The organism is Phenylobacterium immobile (ATCC 35973) (genome assembly GCF_001375595.1).
Classification (GTDB): Bacteria; Pseudomonadota; Alphaproteobacteria; order Caulobacterales; family Caulobacteraceae; genus Phenylobacterium; species Phenylobacterium immobile.
The window spans coordinates 1900826-1915785 of record NZ_CVJQ01000001.1 but is presented as its reverse complement, the minus strand read 5'-3'; the positions used below and the strand labels follow the sequence as shown (position 1 = coordinate 1915785).

Here is a 14960-nt window from a genome sequence, read left to right as displayed (position 1 = left end):
TTCAGGCGGCGGCGCGGCGAAGATCGACCAGAGCCGTAAAAAGCGCATCTGCGCGGTCGAGGTTCAAGCCCTCAACCTCACGCGGCAGGCGCTGCAGCGTCTCCCATGCCTGCGCCCAGCCGTCGAGGCCGCCGACGCCGGCCTCGATGCGGTTCAGCGCAAAGGCGTGCGCGCGCTCAGCGAGGCGTTCGAACAACAGATTGAACTGCGCCTGGCCCTCAGGCCCGCGGAAGCGGTCGGCCAGGGCCAGCGCCGCTGCGGCGTCAACGCCCGGTAATCCCGCCAGCAACTCACGGGCCGCATCGTCCAGGGCGAGCGCCCCCTCCCCGGCCAAGCTCCAGGCGCGGCCCGGAGCGCCGCGGGCCATCTTCGCCAAGCGGAGCGCCTCTTCCGGGTTCGCATCACTGCGGGCTGACACGAAGGCCGCAGCGGCATCGAGCGCCATCGGCGCAAAGGCGAGCCTTCGGCAACGGGAACGAATCGTAGGCAGGAGACGGCCAGGCGAATGGCTGACCATGAGCAGGACCCCGCTCGGCGGCGGTTCTTCCAGGGTCTTCAGGATGGCGTTGGCCGCGTTGACGTTGAGATCATCAGCGGCGTCGACAATGGCGACGCGGTGCGGCGCCGACGCCGGCGACTTTGAGAAAAACTCACCAAGTCGGCGCGCTTCGTCCACGGGAATGACCTTGCGCGGCTTACCGTCTTCGCCAATTCGCTCAAGGATCAGAAGATCCGGATGGGACCGTGCAGCGACTTGGCGGGCCACCGGATCGTCGGGATCGGCCCCCAACGGTCCACGCTCAGGCGATGAGGCGGCGCCTAGCAGACGACGCGCCGCGCGATAGGCGAAGGTAGCCTTGCCGACCCCTTCGGGCCCGGTGAGCAGCCAGGCGTGATGCAGCCGCCCCCGCGCACGCGCGGCTTCAAATTCAGCCTCAACGCCTTCGTGACCCGCCAGGTCAAAGACGTCGCGTGGGTGGGCGATCAGCTCAGCCAAGGTCGAGCCTCGTGGAGACGGCGGACCAAACTGCGGATTCAACCGCATCGAGATCCCCGGCGGCGTCGATCACAGCGCAGCGCTCTGGCTCCGCGGCCGCGATCGCCATGAAAGCGTCGCGCAGGTTTTGATGAAAGGCTAGGCCCTTGGACTCGAAGCGCATCTCCGCGCCGGCGCGGGCTTCCGCGCGGGCCAAGCCCATCTCGGCTGGGAGATCGAGCACGAGGGTCAGGTCCGGCGTGGTTCCCTGGAGAACATGCGTCTCAAGGGCCGCGATCAGCCCTGGCGGCGCGCCGGCGGGACCGCCCTGGTAAGCGCGCGTCGAGTCGGCGAAACGGTCGCAAATCACCCAGGCCCCCTGGGAGAGGCCGGGTTCGATCACGCGCTCGATATGGTCACGGCGCGCCGCGTACATCAGCAGCGTTTCCGAGATCGCGCTCCAACGGTCAGCCGCGCCCCTCAGCACCAGGTCGCGGATCTGCTCTGCGCCTGCGGATCCGCCGGGCTCGCGGGTCGCCAAGGCGTTCAGACCCTGCGCCCGGAGGCGCGCAATCAGGCGCCGGAGCTGGGTGGATTTACCCGCTCCCTCCCCGCCTTCAAATGTGATGAACCGACCGCGCGCCACCGGTCCAAATTGGCCGCTTCGCCGCTAAAGTCCAGCGGGCCGCACGACGCGGGCCTCCGTGAACCCATAGGCGGCGGCCTGATCGCGTAAAGCGAAGGCTTGCGCCTCATCCGCCGGCGCCGGCAGGTACACCCTGTAGAAGGTCACGCCATCACGGGCCACGGCTTCGATCACGGCGACGCCAGCCGGCGACAGTCGATCGGCGGCCTGCCGAGCGTTCGCTGGATCGGCGAAGGCGCCGACCTGAACACGATACGGGTTGGAGAGACTGATCGTAGGCGCGTTGACCAGCTGGTCGGGCGGACGCCGATCCGCCGGCGGCGTGTCGGCCGGGTTCACCGCCCCATGAGTAGCCTCGAACAGCGCATCACTGGCGCCGGCCGGGCGCGGTGCGGGCGGAGCTTCCGCACGCGCCAACCGTGGCGCGTTGCCGGCGCCGGGACCGATATAGCGTACGCGCACCTTCGCCAAGCCCTGGCGTTCGAAACCCAGCGCCCGGGCCGCACCGCGGCTGAGGTCGATAATCCGCCCACCCGAGAATGGGCCACGATCGTTGACGCGCACCACGACCTTGCGCCCGTTCTCCAGATTGGTCACCTCGACCATGGATGGAAGCGGCAGGGTCGTGTGCGCCGCGGTCAACCGATTCATGTCGAACCGCTCGCCGCTGGCGGTCGGGCGGTTGTGGTAGGCGTCCCCGTACCAGGTCGCCGTCCCCACCTTGTCGTAATGAGGATCGGCTTTCGGCACATAGGTCTTGCCGGCGACCCGATAGGGCGCGCCGACCTTCTGGCCGGCGCTCAGGGTCTTCGGACCGCCCGACGCGCAGGCGGCAAGGCTCGCGCTCGCAACCAGCACCGCCGCGAACCGCCAGATTCCGATGTGCAAAGTCCGACCCATCCCGGTCGTCCGCCTCCGCCGACCATCGCCGCAACGCCACCATGGCAGGCGAGACTTGCGGAGCGGTTAACCGCCGATCCCATCGCGTTGGCCTTACGGCGTATGCCGGTTAAGCTCAGCTGCAAAGCCAGGGAGGAAGTGATGCTCAGTTTTGAGGACACGCGCCGTCAGATCGCAGCGGCGGGAACCGTCGTCCACTACAATGAGGCTGGGGACGGCGACGCCTTGATCTGCCTCCATGGCGGCGGTCCAGGCGCAAACGGCTGGGACAACACCAAATGGGTGGTGGACGAACTCAGCCGCCACTTCCACGTCGTGATGCTCGATTTGCCGGGCTACGGGGCTAGCCCGCCGATGGAGGCGCTTCCCGGTGAAACCAATGATCGTTTCTACGCACGCGCGATCCTCGCGGTGATGGATGCCCTGAACATCAGCAAGGCCCATCTGTATGGTCCCTCGATGGGCGCAGCGCCGATGCTTCGTCTCGCCCACGACCATCCGGAGCGCGTGCTGAAGCTGGTTTTGAAATGTCCGGTTGGCCTTGGGCCAAACCTTTTCACCCCTAGCCCGCCCGACGGCATCAAGGCCCTCACCGCCTTTCGGGCGGACCCCAGTTACGAGAACATGGAGCAGATCATGCGCCTGTTCATCCCGCGCGAGGGCTTGCTGACCAAGGCAATGATCGACGCCCGATTCGCTTCCGCCCAACAGGCGATGGCTCATCCGCCGGCGAGCGTCGCGCCCCTCGGCACGGCGGATCTTCGTGAAGCCGCGCAGAACCTTAAACCCCAGACCCTGGTGCTCTGGGGCCACCAGGACCGGATGGTGCCAATGGACGCGGCGCTCTCTGCGCTGGCGCTCATCCCCCATGTCGAACTGCATCTGTGGGGCGGCGGCGTCGGCCATTTCGTGGAGTTCGAAGAACCGGAAGCCTTTCTTCGAGCGGTGATCCCCTTCCTGAAGGGCTAGGCGACGCCTTGCCTCTTGAGCCGCGCCCCGGAGCCCAATAGGACCCGGTGGCGCGGCGCCTCGGCGTCGACGATGGAAGTGTGGCCGAGTGGTTTAAGGCACTGGTCTTGAAAACCAGCGACGGTGTGAGCCGTCCGTGGGTTCGAATCCCACCGCTTCCGCCATCGCGTCGATGACGGAAAGTCTTGGAGCAGGCCCGCGCGTTCGCCTAACCTTCAGCAGAACCCGCGCCAAAGAGCGTGGGCCTTGGGCGTCGTCTCGATTAAGGAATCTCATATGAAACTCGCGACCTTCTTGCGCGCCGGCGCGCAATCGCCGGAAATCGGCCTCGTCAGCGACGCTGGGGTCATTCCGGCCCCCGCCGATATCTCAGCGCTGGGGATGATTGGTCTGATCGAGCAGTGGGATGCGCTCTCGGGCGTCGCCGCGGGCTGGTTGGATGGCGCTGACGCAATCCCCCTCGATCAAGTGCGCCTGCTGGCGCCCGTTCCGCGCCCCAACAAGATCCTGTGCATGGGTCTGATATACGCCGACCACGTCGCCGAAACGAGTGGCAAGACGCCGGAACACCAGATCTGGTTCTGCAAGCAACCCACCGCCGCCCATGGACCCTTCGATCCCATCGACGTGCCGAAGGCCTCGACCATGGTCGACTATGAAGTCGAAATGGTCGCCGTTATCGGCAAGGGCGGTCGGCATATCTCCAAGGCCGACGCGCCGGCGGCGATCTTCGGCTACTGTGTCGGCAACGACGTCAGCGCCCGGGATTGGCAACGCAAGACAGCTCAATGGATGCTGGGAAAGTCGTTCGACACCCATGGCCCCTTCGGTCCCTGGATCACCACGTCCGACGCGGTCTCCGATCCGCACGCCTTGGCCATCCGATCCATCGTCAATGGAGAAGTTCGCCAGAATTCAAATACATCGAACTTGATCTTCGACGTGTACGATCAGATCGTAGAACTGTCGCAGGTTATGACCCTGGAACCTGGCGACATCATCTACACGGGAACGCCAGGCGGCGTCGGCACGGCGATGAAGCCGCCGCGGTACCTCCAGCCCGGCGATCATGTGGCCTGCGAGGTCGAAGGCCTGGGTCGTATCGAGGCGGAGATGGTCGCCGAGCGCTAGCCGGCGACCACGAGCGCGCGGCCGCCGGCCTTGGCCTGATAGAGAGCGGCGTCGGCTCTGCCGACCCACTGCTCAAGGCTGGCGATCTCCGGGCCGATCGAAGCGATCCCGATGCTCGTGGTCAGTTGGCCCTGGAGGCCTATCAGATGGGCGGTGGTGGCGATCGCCGATTGCAGCCGGTCGGCGATCCGCCAGGCGGCGTCCGCGTTTGCGCCCGCGAGAACGACCACGAACTCGTCGCCGCCGTATCGTCCGGCGACGTCGGTCTCGCGAGTAAGACCACGTATGGTGTCGGCGACGCTGCGGATAACCTGATCGCCAACCAAGTGGCCGTGGCGATCGTTGATAGTCTTAAAGTTGTCGATGTCGATCAGCAGCAGCGCTGCGCCTTCCGGCAGTCCGCGCAGATGCGCCAACTGGTCGCCGGCCTCGCGTTCCCACTGCCCTCGGTTCAGTAGACCGGACAAGGAATCGTGTCGCGCCATCTCGGCGATCAGGCGGCGCTGGGCTTGGCTCACCCTCAGCAGACGGTGCGTCGCCGTGCTGACCATGACGGGATAAATCACCAGATGCGGCAAGCAGGCCATAACCACCCGCGCTGAAACATTAGGTTCAAACGTCGATCCCAGCGCCAGCCACACAGCGGAGCCGGCCAAGACCTGCGCAGCCGCCGCCGGCGCAAGCAGCCGCCAGCCGCCGAACGCCACCTTGTCCATCGAGAGCGTGGCGACCAGCAAGGCGCTCGGCAACAGGGCGCCGTGCATCACGGCGATCCAGACGCCGCCAAGGGCGGAGTCGATGATGAGATTCAGGCTCTCCTGGCGAACGGACCGTTCACTCCGCGAGGTCAGCAAAAAGGCGACAATCGGCCAGAGAAGCGCGTTGGCGACCAGGAGGCCGAAAAGGACAGCCGATCGCTGCTGCTCAAGCAGGACAGCGCCCACGGCTAGCGCGCCAAGCGACAACCCTGCCGTCCGCGCGCCCAGCAGCCGCGCGGCCAGGCCGATACGCGGCCCCTTCGGCGTGTTGATGGCGTCTGACGCCGCCATTCTCCCCCCACCTCGCGCCGACAGACGTGTCAGGGTCTCCCGGCGTCCTGGTCATTTCCACGGCGATCGCGGTGCGGGTTCTGCGCAGCGCGTTGCTTTGATCGCCAAAGCGCACCTCGATCGACGCGCAGGTTGCGACCGTTCGTCTCACCATCCAGTATAACAGATACTCGACCCCGAGTATCGACACACCCTCACAGTATTCGAGTTCCGGGGCCGTACATGGAAGACGCTGATCGTACAGACGCTACGGGTAGCCCGTGCGCGGCGCCGTCGGCCGTGATCACCGCGCTCACCCAGGCGCCGTTAGGCATCGCGATTTTCGATCGTGAAATGCGTTACCTCGCCGTTTCGAGCCGATTCCTGACTGACCAGGATATGCCGGGCGATCCCGCGCTCGTCCTCGGGCGGCGCCATTACGATGTCTTTCCGAACATCCCCGCGCGCTGGCGTGAGCTGCACGCCCTCGTCCTTAACGATGGCCAGACCAGACGGCATCCCGCGGACCCTTTCCCGCAGCCCGGCGGCGCGGTCGAGTGGGTCAACTGGTCGATGTCGCCCTGGCGAGACCAGGATGGTGAAATCGGCGGACTGGTTCTCTATTGCGAGTATGTCTCCGCCAGCGTGGAGGAACGTTTGCGACTGGAGGCCGCTGAAGCCCGCTACCGCGCAGTCTTTGACCAGGCCGCCATCGGTGTTGCGCGCGTCTCCCCAGATGGCCTGTTCCTGGAGGTCAACGGCGGGCTGTGCGCCACCCTGGGCTACGCCCGCGAGGAACTGCTCAGTCTCACCTTTCAGGCGATCACCCACCCTGATGACCTAGCCGCAGATGTAAGCCGTGTGCAGTCGATGCTCGAAGGCCGCATCGAGACTTTCACCATGGAGAAGCGCTACCTACGTAAAACCGGAGACTTGCTCTGGGCCAACCTGACGGTTTCCCTTGTGCGGACAGCCGACGGTGCGCCGGACTATTTCGTCTCGGTCGTCGAGGACATCACGCCCCGCAAGCTGGCCGAGACGCAACAGGCGCGTCATCGGGACCAGCTGCGGCTGATGATCAACGAGTTGAATCACCGGGTTAAAAACACCCTGGCCACCGTGCAATCCATGGCCGCCCAGACCCTGCGGCATGAACGTGACCCCGACCGCGCCTATGGCGCCTTCGAAGCCCGCCTGATCGGTCTGTCGGAAGTCCACGACGTCCTGACGCGGGAAAATTGGAACGGGGCGGCGCTGCATGATGTCGCGATGCGAGCCTTGAGGCCCTTCAGCGCCGCCGCCTCCGGACAGATCGAGGTCAGCGGGGCGCCGATGCGCCTAACACCGTCCGCAGCTCTGACATTAGCCCTGGTGTTCCACGAACTCGCCACGAACGCAGTGAAGTACGGTGCGCTGTCCAACGACACCGGCCAGGTCGCTCTGACGTGGCGCGCGAGCCCCTCTGGCGAACTTCGTCTGGAATGGCGCGAAAGCAACGGCCCCCTCGTGACGCCACCAACGCGCAAGGGCTTTGGCACTCGCCTCATCCATGGCGCCTTCAAAGGCGAACTGCGCGGCGCGGTCTCGCTCGACTACGCTTCAGAGGGCCTACGCTGCGACATGCGCGCCCAGCTTCCGGCGAATATCGAAGCCTTCATGCCGCTACCGGAGACACGGCGCTCCGCCTAGAAAGGACCGGTCAGGCCGCCAGCCAAGACCACGCCCAAGGCGATCAGGGTCACCGCCATGCCGAGCGTCTCAGGAACGCGAGCCCAGCGGATTTCGTAACGTTTACGCATCTTTCCAAGACCTTCTCAGCGTCCGCCGCCTGATCGGAACACGGCGACGGGGGGAAGTGTCGCGCGCGCTCCGGCCAGACGGCGGAAGGGGAGGAACCCATATATAGTTATAATACAACTATCGTTATAGCAACATCAGAATTGGTATCGGATCACCGCCCGCACATCGTACTCGCGGTAGTTCGCCTCAAAGGCGCCGCCGCCATCGACTGCAATTAAGACGTCGCTAAAGCCGATCTTCACCCCGCCGCGCGCAAGGACGGCGCTCTTGAAGGGTCGTTCGGGGTCGACGGTGAAGGAATCGCCGCCGGAAAAGCTGGCGGTTGTCCGGCCGGGCGATCCAGCAAGGCGCTGGCGATAACCGACGCTGACCTCGGGCGCCCAGTAGTCGTCGCCGCCAAACCGCGCGCCAATCGCCATCAGGCCTTCGCCGGTTAGGAAGTCGCCTGTGCGGCTGGAGACCTTGAGATCGAACCCGTCGCCGCCGCCACGTTCCTGGTAGCCGCTCTCCGCGAGCCGCACATAATTCACAGACAGTTGAGGCCGCGCATAGAAGGGGCCAGCCTCCAGTGTGTAGGCCGCGCTGGCGTCGGCCTTCGCCAGCCAACCGCGCCATTTGCCGTCCGCCACAAGGTCGAGACCCGCGCCGCTCAGGCGCCGCTTGCCGTCGAACACGCCATAGCCAAGGCCCGCGCCGACATGGGCCTGGAACGCACCCTGTCGCACACGCCAATAGGCGCCGCCGGAGATCAGCGACATCGAGACCTGCTCGCGATCGTCGGCCCCACGGTCACGGTAGTCTGTGCTGACGAAGCTCATGCTGAGCCCCAGCGCCTGAGGTCCTGAGATCGCTTCCGCCCCCGCCGCCAAGCCAAAGCCGCTGGAAGCGTAACCGGCGGCGCTTTCACGGGCGCGGCGGATGTTGAAGGCGATCTCCTGCGCCCAGACGGCCGAATCGACATTGGTCGAGGCGCGCCTCGGCGCCGCCGTCGCCGAGGCGATGGCCCCGGAGATCGCCGCGGCCGACATCAGCGACGCCCCGGCATGGTCCGGCAGCATCTGATCATAGAGACCTTCAAAGCCCGCCTGGGTCGTTTGCGCCAGGAAGGCGCCTTGCAGGGCGCTCGACTGTCCCAGCGCGCCAAACACCGCGTCATAGGCCTGCGCTCCAGAACCCGTCAGGCCAATCTCTTCGACCGTCTTGCGTCTTAGATCCACCGACAGCACGCCCGTGGTCGCATTGGCCTTCAGCGACGCAGCATAGAGGTAGGGTGCGCCGCCCAGGGTGGCGCCCACGGCGCCGACCTTCAGCGAACCGGCCCGCACCACTTCGAAACTGGCGGGATCCTTCAAAAGCGAGGTCAGGGCGACCTCCACCTTCGCGCCATCCGCGAATGCGGCTTCGCCCGCCACATTCAGCCCGCCGGTCGCGCCGGCCGTGGGATCAATGGTGACAGCGAACACGCCCGTCGCGCCGACGTTCAGGGCGCTGACCGCCACCGCGCCGGCGTTGGTCAGGCCCAGCCGGCCTGACCTGAGGTCGATCGTCAGCCGACCGTCGCCGTCGCTCAGCGCGCCCTGCACCTTGGCCAACCCATCCACCACCAGCGTGTCCGCACCAGCGCCGAAGCGCATGTCGCCCGTCAAAGAGCCGGACAGGATCTCCAGCCTGTCGTCGCCCGCGCCAAACCGCACGGCGCCGGTGATGGCCGAAGGCGCGGCTTCGCTACCGGCGGTTTGCCGGACCGTCGCACCCGCGCCGTTGCGCGTCAGGTCGATGGCGATCGCCTCGCCTGTCGGCTTGACCCCCGTGGTCGCCGTGACTCCCGCCGTGATCGTCCCGGAGCTCTCGATCCAGCCCAGGCTTCCGGACAGATCGACGATGGCGCTGGCGTTGTGCGCTCCGCCCGTCTGCGTCGCCGTGATTGCGCCGGAATTCAACAGGGCCGGAACACTCGCGTCACCCTCAAGGAGCACCGCCGTCGCCGAGGCGTTGTACGCTGAAGCCACAACGGCGCCGCCCAGGTTGTTGATGCCGCCGGTCACAATTACGCCCTGCCCGCCAGATCGGCCGATCTTCAGCGCCGTGGCGTCGATTCCGTCGAACACGCCATAGGCATTGACCTGACCCTTGTTGACGACGCCGTAGGCCAGAGCGCCCGGTCCGACTGCGCCCAGGCTCAGGGCCTGGTCGCCAGAGATCAGGATGGCTGGCGCGCCGCCATAGGACGTCACCGCCGCCGTCAGCTCCGCGGAATCGTCGACGCCGTCATCGTCCTCGTCGGCGTCATTGGCGTCGACATTGCTAGGGGGCGCATCAAGCAACAACCCGCGGCCGACCGAGCCCGTGATCGCCACGGCCGCACCGCCCTGCTTCAGGTCGTCGGCGTCCAGCTTGGCCCGCTCCGCATCGGTCAGCCGGCTGGTGTAGCGATAGCCCGTCGCCGTGATGGCGCCTTGAAGGGCGACTAATCCGTCGATCTGGCCCAGCCGGATCGCGGTGGCGGCTTCGCCCGCCGCGGAGACGGCGCCCGTGACCCGCACATCGCCGGCGACGGAGGCGGCCGACAAGCCGACGGTGCGTTCGCCAATCACCGAGATCGAGCCTGAACTCAAAAGCGATCCCACCAGCCGGCCTTCGAGCAGGACAGCCGCGGAATCAACGCCCTTCACGGTGATGGAGCCCGCGTTGTTGAGGTTCCCTGTGTAAGTCCCGGCGCCCAGCCGCACGCCGTAACGCCGCGCGCCTTGGGCGAAGACGCCATCGACATCGCCATCATTGTCGCCGTCGGCGGCCACATAGGTCTCGCCGAGACTGATCGAGCCGGTGTTGGTCAGGCCGCCCCCGGCGCCGCCCGCGAGCAGGACGCCCGTCGCGTCGTTCACGTCGTTGAAGCTGATCGAACCGTTGTTGGTGACGGCATGGTTCGAATTCACCGTCACCGCCGCACCCGAAACTGTCGGGACGACAGACCCTGCGGTGGTGATCAGCAGGCTGTCGGGCTGGCCGTTAGCCGCCGTGGCTGTCGCCACCGGGGCCGTCGTGGCGGTGGAGATGCTGGTCTCGGCGCAAGCGTGCCCGGCCATCACAAGGGGAAGGACCATCCACGGGAAGACGGCCGAGTTCAGCAGCCTGCGCTTCATGCTTCTCATTCCTTGACGACGTGATACGTTCGACGTGCGAAGATGCATCTATCGTTTACTAGTTGCGTTAAAACTAAACTAGCGGCGGAATCGCCGGGCGGCAAGGCCTGGAAGCCTGCCCCTTCAAACCGGATGCAAGGCCTTCATGTCGAGACCCGCGCCTGATCCCGCCAAGGCCGCCCAGACCAAGGCGCTGCGCCAGGAGGCTGGTCGTTGGCTGAAGGCGGCGCGGGAAGCGCGTAGCCTGACCCAGGCCGAACTCGCCGAGCGGGTCGGCCTGCGCTACTACACGTTCGTCTCCCAGGTGGAGAGCGGCGTCGGCCGCGTGCCTATCGAGATGCAGGCGGCCTGGGCGCTGGCCCTGAACCTTAATCCGAGTTCATTCGCCAGGACGCTCCTGGAATTCTATGAACCCGAACTTCACCGCCTGCTCTTCGAGGCCGACGCCTTGAGAGCGAGCGCCTGACCTAGATATGGCTCCAGGACCCTAGACCCGCCGCATGGGCGACATTCTCCCCTTTATCGCCAGACTTCAGGCCGAAGGCGGCTGGACAGCCCCGGAGCGGGCGAGCCTGCAGGCGCTGGTCGACCAGTTGACGGCTGAAGCCACGCCCGTCGAGGTGGCGTTCGGCGCGTCCGACTCCGGCGACCCCTGGTGCGTGGTGACCGACCAGGATTCTGAGGTGCTGATCCACGTCGCCCGGATCGGCGCCCGCGTTGTCGTCCACTACGCGGCCGATGACGTCATGGCCGAGGCGCCCGACCTGCGCAGCGCCCTGGCGGACCGCCTGCCGGCGTCGCCCAGGTCCGCCTTCCGGGCGGCCAATGATGATGGTCGCGAAGCGCAGGTGCTGATCGCGTTGATCGTGGGCGCGGCGTTCGCCATCGAATCGCGCCTGCCGTTGTTCACCGCCACCCTGGCGGGGGTCGAGCCTGACGCCCCGACCCCGAGCACGGTCGCTGAGGCCACCGAAAATGGCGCCAACGCCCCGCCCCCATCCGACGCGCCGCGCGCGGCTGGGCAGGATGCGACAGCGCCGTCAGATCCGAGTCAGGCGCGCAACGCCCTCGCGGCCGCCGAGACCGCGCATGCGGCGTCCGCAGCGGCGGCGACCAGCCTTCCGACAATCGCCCTGGCAGGCTCCGAAGCGAGCGGGAGCGGTGGGCAGTGGCGCCTTTCCGAAGAGCCGGAGTTCATGCGGTTTGATGCGGTGACGCACGTGGCAGGCACCGACGGCAATGATCGGCTCATCGGCGCGAAGGGCGCGGATTTCATCTCTGGCGGTGATGGCGCCGACACACTTTCCGGTGGCGGCGCCCCAGAAGGCCTTTGGGACACATTGATCGGGGGCGCCGGAGACGACCACCTCTATCTCGACGCTCACACGCTCGCGGCGGGCGGCGTTGGCGGCGACTCCTTCGTTCTACGCGCCCCAAATGAAGCAGGCGGCGCCGATCGACTACTGGGCGCAATCCTCGACTTCCGCTTTCTCGAAGGCGATCGCCTGGTCACCGCCGATGGCCGCGCTGCAGGGATGCGCTTCGGCGATGGGCCTCCGCCAGAGGGCGCGCTGAAGGGATTGATCCGCGGCGCTGGCTTCCACGGCGAAACGACGATCAAACCTACGCCAGGCGGCGGCGAACCGCACCCTCCGGCGCCCGAAACACCGTTCACCGTGCTTGAGGTCGACCTGAACGGCGACGGCGTAGCGGATGGCTATATCGCCGTGCTCAATCGCCTGTCAGACGCCGAGCGCACCGCGATAACCCAACAGAGCCATCTGCCTGGTGCGACTTTCCCCCAACCCGATATTGTGTGACGGCGCCGCGCGGGCGTGGAGAGGCCCGATGGACTACACCAAACTGACCGTCGAGGCGGCAGACGGCGTGATCACCGCCATGCTCAATGATCCATCCTCCCGTAATGCGCTCTCGCTGAGGATGGCGGCTGAGCTCGCCAGCCTGATTGGTCAGATCACTTCGCGCGCCATCGAGGCCGACTGTCTCGTGATCACCGGAGCGGGCCAGGCCTTCTGCTCGGGCGCGCACTTGCGCGATCCTGAAGCGCCCTTTCCCGCTGATCCCGCAGACTTTGACGCCGGCGCGCGCCTAGATCAGGTCTTCAACCCCTTGATCCAGAGCCTGCGCGACTGCCCCGTGCCAATCGTCTGCGCGGTCAACGGCGGCGCTGTGGGCATAGGCTGCTCGCTCGCCCTGATGGGCGACATCTTGGTCGCTGGGCGCAGCGGCTATTTCCTCCAAGGCTTCAAAACCATCGGCCTGGCCCCCGACGGCGGCTCGACCTGGCTGCTCCCGCGCCTCATCGGCAAGGCGCGGGCGATGGAGATGATGCTGCTGGCTCGCCCCGTCGACGCCGCCAAGGCGCTGGATTGGGGTCTGGTGAACGCCGTGGTCGACGACGACGCCCTGGCCGAAGCCGCCAACGCCTTAGCCCGTGAAATCGCAGCCGGACCCGAGGTGATGGGCGCAATCCGGCGCCTGACGTGGGAAGGCCTCGACGCCTCCTGGGCCAACCATCTTCAGACCGAGCGCGACGCTCAAGCCAAGGCCGCGCGCTCCTCTGACTTCGCTGAAGGCGTCATGGCCTTTCTGCAAAAGCGAGCGCCCAGCTTCCGGCGGGGCCGCTGAGTCATGGACGTAGACGTCCTTGTCGACGCCCGCGGCCATCGCTGCCCGGTCCCGACGCTTCGCCTGCGCCGCGCGCTGGAGACGGCGGGCCACGGCGTGCGTGTGCGCCTTTTGGCCGACGACCCGTTGGCGCGCATCGACGTGCCGCACTTCGCTAGCCAGATCGGCGCCCGGATTATAGAGCGTGATGAGGATGGGAAGACTCTTTCCTTCGTCGTCGTCAGGGACTGAACGGTCGTGCTGCGTCGATCGACAGCTCGATCTCAGTGGCGAGCGCGCCGCCGAAAAACAGCGCATTCACGTTCCACGACAACCAGATCAGAAAGACGATGATCGCAGCAACTGAGCCATAGGTCGCCCCCAGGTGGGCGATCTGCTCGACATAGACGGCGATCCCCCAGGACGCGAACAGGCACAGGCCAGCCGCGGCCGCACCGCCTGCAAAGGAAGCGCGCCAGTCGACGGGCCGGCGTGACATGACGAAACGGTAGATCAGGCCCATGCACAGGGTCAGGCCGATACTGGCCCACGTCCATTCGCTGAGCAGCCACGAGACACCCCGCAGCGGCCGCAGCGCGAAGGTCGAGCCCATCACCCGCAAACTGAAGAACACCGTCGTAATCACCGCGATCAGCACGAAGACCGCGATCAGCACCGCCAGCACCATGAGGTTGAAACTGACGAAACCGCGAGGCTCATCCTCGTCGTGGATAAAGGATAGGCCGGCGATCACCGCCTTTAGGCCGCGATGGGCCGCGTAGGCGCCGATCAGAAAGGCTAGTACGCTCTGCGCCGACATGGCGACGTGAGGCGCGTGCGCCAGCCGCAGAAATTCGCCCTGTAGCAGGGGCCTGGCCTCGGCCGGCGCCATCTGCGCGAGCCCTCGCGCGGTTTCCGCGGCGTGCTCTGGGTCGCTGAACAGGCTGTAGCCGCCGATCATAAGAGCCAAGGCAGGAAAGATGGCCAGCATGACGAAGAACGACGCTCCGCCCGTGTAGAGCATCACGTCGCGGCCCCAGAGACGCGTAAGCGCCCGTCCCACGGTGTTCAGCCCGACGCGCAGCCAGTGCGCCATGTCCCAACGGAGCGGATCTGCTCTTCTCAAGCCAAGGTCTCCGTCCGCGCCAAAGCGGGCGGAAAGTGGCCAAGGCTTGCGCGCATGGCAAATGGAAAACGGGTCGACACGGAAAACGGCGCGCCGCCCGGGTGGGGCGACGCGCCGCCGATGGGCGTGTCTTCCATCAAGGGCGGCCGCCGCTTCGAGGGACGGGAGAGCGCGACGACCAACCTTGCGATCTTTCTAGAGCGCTCCGCCTGAACCCCACCTGAACACGCAGGTCAGGAAACCCACGGCGCTCAGACACCCGCTTGCGACTTCACGCGCGAAAGCGTCGCCCTCATCGCCGTAATACGGTTGTCGATAAGCATCGTGCACCGGGCGTTCTCGGCTTTGCCGCGTTCCGGGGTCAGACCAACGACCTGGGCGTTCAGCAACGCGCTAAGATTGGCGGCGTCCCGCGCGTCGAGCCTGCCCATGAAATAGGACTGCGCCATCAAGCCGTTCTGCTTGATGGCTAGGTTCGTCGACTGCGCGGGCGCCATTGAAAGCACCAGGCAACTCACGTCCTGGCTCACCGCAGCCTGTGCGGCGGCGGGTGAGGCGACGACGGCGAGAATAGCCGACACGACCAACGCCTTCAGACTTTTCATGGGTGTTC

14 protein-coding genes and 1 tRNA gene are annotated in these 14960 nt (G+C 66.3%); 8 read left to right on the top strand and 7 right to left on the bottom strand.

All coding sequences use genetic code 11. From position 1 onward, the window contains the following. Position 1: 1 nt before the first annotated feature. The 3 genes from BN1313_RS09395 to BN1313_RS09385 are packed head-to-tail and all read right to left on the bottom strand — an operon-like array spanning position 2 to position 2522. On the bottom strand, positions 2-988 hold the full coding sequence (locus BN1313_RS09395; protein ID WP_425415032.1) for a DNA polymerase III subunit delta': 987 nt from the start codon (positions 986-988) through the stop codon (positions 2-4). A 1-nt stretch (position 989) separates the two neighbouring features. Continuing rightward, positions 990-1622: a dTMP kinase gene (gene tmk / locus BN1313_RS09390; protein WP_091739526.1), complete on the bottom strand. Its 633-nt coding sequence runs from the start codon at positions 1620-1622 to the stop codon at positions 990-992. A gap of 24 nt (positions 1623-1646) precedes the next feature. Then, positions 1647-2522 (bottom strand): septal ring lytic transglycosylase RlpA family protein, encoded by an 876-nt coding sequence (locus tag BN1313_RS09385; protein ID WP_091739523.1) that lies wholly within the window; start codon positions 2520-2522, stop codon positions 1647-1649. Positions 2523-2663: 141 nt separating this feature from the next. Between BN1313_RS09385 and BN1313_RS09380 the strand changes: the two genes are divergently transcribed. The 3 genes from BN1313_RS09380 (at position 2664) to BN1313_RS09370 (ending at position 4622) form a co-directional block, all read left to right on the top strand. Further along, complete coding sequence (locus tag BN1313_RS09380) at positions 2664-3491, top strand: alpha/beta fold hydrolase (RefSeq protein WP_176695952.1); 828 nt, start codon at positions 2664-2666, stop codon at positions 3489-3491. Positions 3492-3565: 74 nt separating this feature from the next. After that, positions 3566-3655: transfer RNA gene (locus BN1313_RS09375), tRNA-Ser, on the top strand. A gap of 112 nt (positions 3656-3767) precedes the next feature. Then, positions 3768-4622, top strand: a complete 855-nt coding sequence (locus tag BN1313_RS09370; RefSeq protein WP_091739516.1) for a fumarylacetoacetate hydrolase family protein — start codon at positions 3768-3770, stop codon at positions 4620-4622. Here the strand turns inward: BN1313_RS09370 and BN1313_RS09365 are convergent. Next, positions 4619-5671 carry a sensor domain-containing diguanylate cyclase gene (locus tag BN1313_RS09365; RefSeq protein WP_091739513.1) on the bottom strand — a complete coding sequence of 351 codons (1053 nt, stop codon included), beginning with the start codon at positions 5669-5671 and terminating at the stop codon, positions 4619-4621. The genes BN1313_RS09370 and BN1313_RS09365 overlap by 4 nt on opposite strands. 222 nt (positions 5672-5893) lie before the next feature. Between BN1313_RS09365 and BN1313_RS09360 the strand changes: the two genes are divergently transcribed. Continuing rightward, on the top strand, positions 5894-7339 hold the full coding sequence (locus BN1313_RS09360; RefSeq protein ID WP_091739510.1) for a sensor histidine kinase: 1446 nt from the start codon (positions 5894-5896) through the stop codon (positions 7337-7339). Between the two features lie 245 nt (positions 7340-7584). On the opposite strand, the gene BN1313_RS09355 is transcribed toward BN1313_RS09360, so the two are convergent. Then, entirely contained in the window at positions 7585-10593 is a 3009-nt protein-coding gene (locus tag BN1313_RS09355; protein ID WP_091739507.1) for an autotransporter outer membrane beta-barrel domain-containing protein, read from the bottom strand. Between the two features lie 145 nt (positions 10594-10738). Here BN1313_RS09355 and BN1313_RS09350 point away from each other — a divergent pair, with 145 nt between their 5' ends. Genes BN1313_RS09350 through BN1313_RS09335 form a run of 4 tightly spaced genes read left to right on the top strand, consistent with a single transcriptional unit; the run spans position 10739 to position 13473 of the window. Further along, positions 10739-11059, top strand: coding sequence for a helix-turn-helix domain-containing protein (locus tag BN1313_RS09350; RefSeq protein ID WP_091739504.1), 321 nt, complete (start codon positions 10739-10741; stop codon positions 11057-11059). 34 nt (positions 11060-11093) lie between these two features. Continuing rightward, positions 11094-12413: a calcium-binding protein gene (locus tag BN1313_RS09345; RefSeq protein WP_091739501.1), complete on the top strand. Its 1320-nt coding sequence runs from the start codon at positions 11094-11096 to the stop codon at positions 12411-12413. 28 nt (positions 12414-12441) lie between these two features. Further along, complete coding sequence (locus tag BN1313_RS09340) at positions 12442-13242, top strand: enoyl-CoA hydratase-related protein (RefSeq protein ID WP_091739498.1); 801 nt, start codon at positions 12442-12444, stop codon at positions 13240-13242. A gap of 3 nt (positions 13243-13245) precedes the next feature. After that, on the top strand, positions 13246-13473 hold the full coding sequence (locus tag BN1313_RS09335) for a sulfurtransferase TusA family protein (RefSeq protein WP_091739496.1): 228 nt from the start codon (positions 13246-13248) through the stop codon (positions 13471-13473). On the opposite strand, the gene BN1313_RS09330 is transcribed toward BN1313_RS09335, so the two are convergent. After that, on the bottom strand, positions 13463-14347 hold the full coding sequence (locus BN1313_RS09330; protein WP_245620151.1) for a YihY/virulence factor BrkB family protein: 885 nt from the start codon (positions 14345-14347) through the stop codon (positions 13463-13465). The genes BN1313_RS09335 and BN1313_RS09330 overlap by 11 nt on opposite strands. Positions 14348-14598: 251 nt before the next feature. Beyond that, positions 14599-14952 carry a hypothetical protein gene (locus BN1313_RS09325; protein WP_091739491.1) on the bottom strand — a complete coding sequence of 118 codons (354 nt, stop codon included), beginning with the start codon at positions 14950-14952 and terminating at the stop codon, positions 14599-14601. Positions 14953-14960: the final 8 nt, after the last annotated feature.

What these genes read in the sequence shown, in the direction of transcription:
- BN1313_RS09365 (WP_091739513.1), bottom strand. Translation starts at nt 5,671, where the DNA reads ATGGCGGCGTCAGACGCCATCAACACGCCGAAGGGGCCGCGTATCGGC.
- BN1313_RS09370 (WP_091739516.1), top strand. Translation starts at nt 3,768, where the DNA reads ATGAAACTCGCGACCTTCTTGCGCGCCGGCGCGCAATCGCCGGAAATC.
- BN1313_RS09340 (WP_091739498.1), top strand. Translation starts at nt 12,442, where the DNA reads ATGGACTACACCAAACTGACCGTCGAGGCGGCAGACGGCGTGATCACC.
- BN1313_RS09325 (WP_091739491.1), bottom strand. Translation starts at nt 14,952, where the DNA reads ATGAAAAGTCTGAAGGCGTTGGTCGTGTCGGCTATTCTCGCCGTCGTC.
- BN1313_RS09355 (WP_091739507.1), bottom strand. Translation starts at nt 10,593, where the DNA reads ATGAAGCGCAGGCTGCTGAACTCGGCCGTCTTCCCGTGGATGGTCCTT.
- BN1313_RS09380 (WP_176695952.1), top strand. Translation starts at nt 2,664, where the DNA reads ATGCTCAGTTTTGAGGACACGCGCCGTCAGATCGCAGCGGCGGGAACC.
- BN1313_RS09335 (WP_091739496.1), top strand. Translation starts at nt 13,246, where the DNA reads ATGGACGTAGACGTCCTTGTCGACGCCCGCGGCCATCGCTGCCCGGTC.
- BN1313_RS09345 (WP_091739501.1), top strand. Translation starts at nt 11,094, where the DNA reads ATGGGCGACATTCTCCCCTTTATCGCCAGACTTCAGGCCGAAGGCGGC.
- BN1313_RS09360 (WP_091739510.1), top strand. Translation starts at nt 5,894, where the DNA reads ATGGAAGACGCTGATCGTACAGACGCTACGGGTAGCCCGTGCGCGGCG.
- BN1313_RS09350 (WP_091739504.1), top strand. Translation starts at nt 10,739, where the DNA reads ATGTCGAGACCCGCGCCTGATCCCGCCAAGGCCGCCCAGACCAAGGCG.
- BN1313_RS09385 (WP_091739523.1), bottom strand. Translation starts at nt 2,522, where the DNA reads ATGGGTCGGACTTTGCACATCGGAATCTGGCGGTTCGCGGCGGTGCTG.